The following is a 3,857-nucleotide window of genomic DNA, read 5'->3' as shown; positions in this document are numbered from 1 at the left end:
GTCTCGAGCAGTCCGAGCAGGTAGGACCCGTAGCCGGACTTGACGAGCTTCTCGGCGCGTTCGCGCAGGGCGTCGTCGGTGAGGAAGCCGCGCCGCCAGGCGACCTCTTCGGGGGAGCCGACCTTGAGTCCTTGGCGGTGCTCGATGGTGCGGACGTAGTCGGAGGCTTCGAGCAGGGAGTCGAAGGTGCCGGTGTCCAGCCATGCGGTGCCGCGGGGCAGGACCTCGACCTGGAGGCGGCCCTGCTCGAGGTAGACGCGGTTGACGTCGGTGATCTCGTACTCGCCGCGTGCGGAGGGCTTGAGGTCGCGGGCGATGGCYACGACGTCGTTGTCGTAGAAGTACAGGCCGGGGACCGCGTAGTTGCTGCGCGGGTGGGTCGGCTTCTCCTCCAGTGAGAGGGCGCGGCCGGCGGTGTCGAACTCCACGACGCCGTAGGAGGTGGGGTCGGCCACGCGGTAGGCGAAGACTGCGCCGCCGTCGATGGTGTCGAAGCGTTGCAGGGTCGAGCCCAGGCCGGGGCCGTAGAAGATGTTGTCGCCGAGCACCAGGGCGGCCGGCTCGTTGCCGATGAAGTCCTTGCCCAGCACGAACGCCTGGGCGAGCCCGTTGGGCTCGGCCTGCACGGTGTAGGTGATGGAGATGCCGAACTGTGAGCCGTCGCCGAGCAGGCGCACGAACTGGTCGGCGTCGTGCGGGGTGGTGATGACCAGCACGTCGCGGATGCCCGCCAGGATCAGGGTCGAGAGCGGGTAGTAGATCATCGGCTTGTCGTAGACCGGGACCAGCTGCTTGCTRACGCCGAGAGTGATGGGGTGCAGTCGAGTCCCCGAACCGCCCGCCAGGATGATTCCGCGCATGGYSGSCTAGTCTGCCGTACYCGCGACCTGTTCTGTGCGCGCGCGGTCCGAACCCGGTGGTGCCCACGGCTTCTGCGCGAGCAGCACGAACTCGTTGTACGTGAACACGCGACCCACCGGGCGCGGGAACGGGAACGAGTACGTGCGCCGGACGTCCAGCCCGAGGGCGCGGGCGACGTCGGTGAGCACGTCGAACCCGCTGAACCTCACGTGCGTCGCGTCCGAGCTGTAGCCGCGTTCCTGCGGGGTGATGAGCGCGACGCGACCGCCCGGCTTCAACAGCCCGATGTAGGGCGCCAGGATCGGCTCGACCTCGTGCGGGTGCAGGTGCTCCACGAGGTGGGCGGCGAGGATGCCGTCGTAGGACTCCGGCACGGTCAGGTCCTCGCGGGCGAAGAACTCGCCGTCGGTGTAGGCGTCGAGCCCGAGGCTGCGCGCGTGGGCGATGGAGTGGGGGTTGTGGTCCACCCCGACGGAGCCCGGGGCCAGGCTGCCGAGGTTGCGGCCGAGCCCGCAGCCGACGTCGATGGTCCGCCCCAGCTCGAGCCGGCGGACGTGCGCCTGGTAGGGCGCCTGCACGTTGAGCGCCTGCTTCCACGACGCCGAGCTGTGCCGGACGAGTCGCTCGGCGTACTCCTCGCCCGCGGTCGGAGGGGTGACGCCGTCGTCCGGTCCGGCTGAGTGTGCGTCCGTCATGGCGACGATCGTGCCAGGGAGTGGACCGGTTCGGGCGTTTTGGCGCGGTCGGGACACCGGCCGCGAATCGTTCTGCCGTATCAGGCGAGCGTGTCCGGGACGCGGGTGATGCGCTCGGACGAGGTGAGCCGGGCGGTGCGGGCAGGGTCGCGGGTGAGCGCCTCGGCCAACGGTGGGTCGACGACCACGACGGAGCCGTCGGTGACGAGCACCCCGACGACCTCGGCGAGCGCGGCGGGCGACAGCGGCGCCGGCGTCGCGACGAGGAGGACCCGGGCCGGCACGGGGGAGGTGGGCTGCCCGGCCGACGACCACGTCAGCAGCGTGCCGTGGTCGACCCGGAGCGTGGCCGCCGACAGCGCAGGGTTGCCGCTCGCCGGCGTCGGGGCCCAGCCGATCGCGTCGGCGTAGGTCATCACGGCCGACGCGGCGTCGACCGCCCCGACGGGGAGCGTTCCGTCGAACCGGCGCGCCAGCGCAGGCAGGGTCACCGCGACGAGCTGGGAGGCGTCGTTGGCGTGCGCCTGCGGCCGGTCCGTCACCGTGATGTCGGCGGCGCTCCCGCTCTCACCCTCGTCGAGCACGACGCACGCCCCGACCCGCCATGCGGCCAGTGCCCAGACGACCGTCCGCCAGTGCACGGGCAGGTCGAGCCGTACACGGACTCCAGGCCCGGCGTCGAGCTCCTCGACCAGCAGGTTGGCGGTCTTGTTGACCCAGTTCTCCAGCACCGCACCCGAGAGCTCGACGCGCTCTCCGTCGTCCGCGTACCAGGTGATCCGGGGGCGTCCCGGCTCGCGTGTGAGCAGGCGCAACAGGTCGGCGATCGTCGTCACGGGCACCGGGTCAGCCTAGATCGACACGCCCGGCGCACACGTCTTCACCAAGTTCACCCGACAAAACCGGACAACTACCACGTCCCCGCTTGACCAACGCGAACGACACGCGTGTAATTCCTTAGAACGGATTCATGAGCGAGCACCACCCGCGGCGCACCCGAGAGAGCGTCGCACGCCGAGCCCCTGAACGAGCAGATGAACCAGCACGAGGACCGCACGGAGGCACGCATGTGGAACCTGCTCGACAACGACGAGATCTTCCCTTCGGACGCACGCAGGAGTGCACAGACGCACGCCTCGAACGTCCTGCCGATCTTCGGCGCCCTCGAGGACGAGGGCCCGATGGGGTGGCAGGAGCGCGCGCTGTGCGCCCAGACCGACCCCGAGGCGTTCTTCCCCGAGAAGGGCGGCTCGACGCGTGAGGCCAAGAAGGTGTGCACGGGATGCGACGTGCCGCGGCATGATGTCCCGAGCATGACTGACACGCTTCTGCCGGTGGACCTGCCCACCGCGACCTCCCCGACACCGGTGACGACGCCGGTGTCCGCAGTCGTCGTCACGCGCGGTCGGACCCCGTACCTCGCCACCACGCTCGCGGCCCTCGCCGCACAGACGCGCCGCCCGCTCCGGGTCCTGCTCGTCGACGTCGCCCACGCGACCGACGACTCCGTCGAGCAGCTGCTGCACAGCTCGTTCGCTGACCTCAGGGGCTCCGCGGCACCCGCGCTGCGGCTCGTGCGCGCGCCCGGCGTCCGCTCGTTCGGGCAGGCCGTCCGCCGTGGTCTCACAGCCGACGACGCCCCGCCGACCACCTGGCTCTGGCTCCTGCACGACGACAGCGCCCCCGCGGCGAACGCTCTTTCCGAGCTGGTCCGCGCGGTCGGGCACGCCCGGTCCGTCGCGGTCGCCGGCGTCAAGCAGCGCACCTGGACCGACCCGGAGCGGTTGCTCGAGGTCGGTCTGCGCTCGTCCCGCTCGGGCAGGCGGATGACCGACGTCGAGCCCGGAGAGCTGGACCAGGGGCAGCACGACGGGCGGGAGGACGTGCTGGGGGTCGGGATCGCCGGTGCGCTGGTCCGGCGCGACGCCTGGGACGACCTCGGCGGCACCGACCCGATCCTGGGCCCGTTCGGTGACGGCTTCGACCTGTCGCGGCGCGCCCGGCTGGCGGGCCACCGCGTGATCGTCGTGCCGTCGGCCGTGGTCCGCCATGCACAGGCGGGCTACCTCGGGCTGCGCTCGACCTCCGGTGACGTCGCCGGTGTGCCTGTCGACCGCGACGGCGACGGAGAGGACGACCGGGCCGATCCGCGTCGGTCGTTCGCGGCGCGCCGTCGGGCGCTCGTGCACAGCAGGCTCGTCTCCGCACCGCTCCCGCTCGTGCCGGTGGTGGTCGTCCTCGCGCTGGTCGCCGCCGTGGTGCGCTCGCTCGGCAGGCTCGCCGCGAAGCAGCCGGGGCGGC

General features: G+C 71.7%; 4 protein-coding genes and 1 pseudogene. 2 read left to right on the top strand and 3 right to left on the bottom strand.

What is annotated here, in order from left to right; all coding sequences use genetic code 11:
• The 3 genes from rfbA to AC1DUQ_RS19970 form a co-directional block, all read right to left on the bottom strand.
• Nucleotides 1–860, bottom strand: an 860-nt coding sequence (gene rfbA / locus AC1DUQ_RS19980; protein ID WP_477074444.1) for a glucose-1-phosphate thymidylyltransferase RfbA, incomplete at its 3' end; no start/stop codon positions are given.
• 6 nt (nt 861–866) lie between these two features.
• A complete protein-coding gene (locus tag AC1DUQ_RS19975; protein ID WP_477074443.1) occupies nt 867–1,556 on the bottom strand; it encodes a class I SAM-dependent methyltransferase in 690 nt (229 codons plus the stop codon).
• 80 nt (nt 1,557–1,636) lie between these two features.
• Nucleotides 1,637–2,398 (bottom strand): TIGR03089 family protein, encoded by a 762-nt coding sequence (locus AC1DUQ_RS19970; protein ID WP_477063054.1) that lies wholly within the window; start codon nt 2,396–2,398, stop codon nt 1,637–1,639.
• Between the two features lie 225 nt (nt 2,399–2,623).
• On the opposite strand from AC1DUQ_RS19970, the pseudogene AC1DUQ_RS19965 reads away from it, so the two are divergent.
• Both AC1DUQ_RS19965 and AC1DUQ_RS19960 read left to right on the top strand, forming a co-directional pair.
• A pseudogene (locus AC1DUQ_RS19965) lies at nt 2,624–2,860 on the top strand (WhiB family transcriptional regulator); the annotation flags it as partial.
• Between the two features lie 9 nt (nt 2,861–2,869).
• On the top strand, nt 2,870–3,857 hold a 988-nt coding region (locus AC1DUQ_RS19960), incomplete at its 3' end, for a glycosyltransferase family 2 protein (RefSeq protein ID WP_477074445.1).

This window comes from Cellulomonas sp. P4_B5_2, from assembly GCF_056402235.1.
The sequence above is the reverse complement of the archived record's forward strand: the minus strand, read 5'-3'. Positions and strand labels throughout refer to the sequence as shown.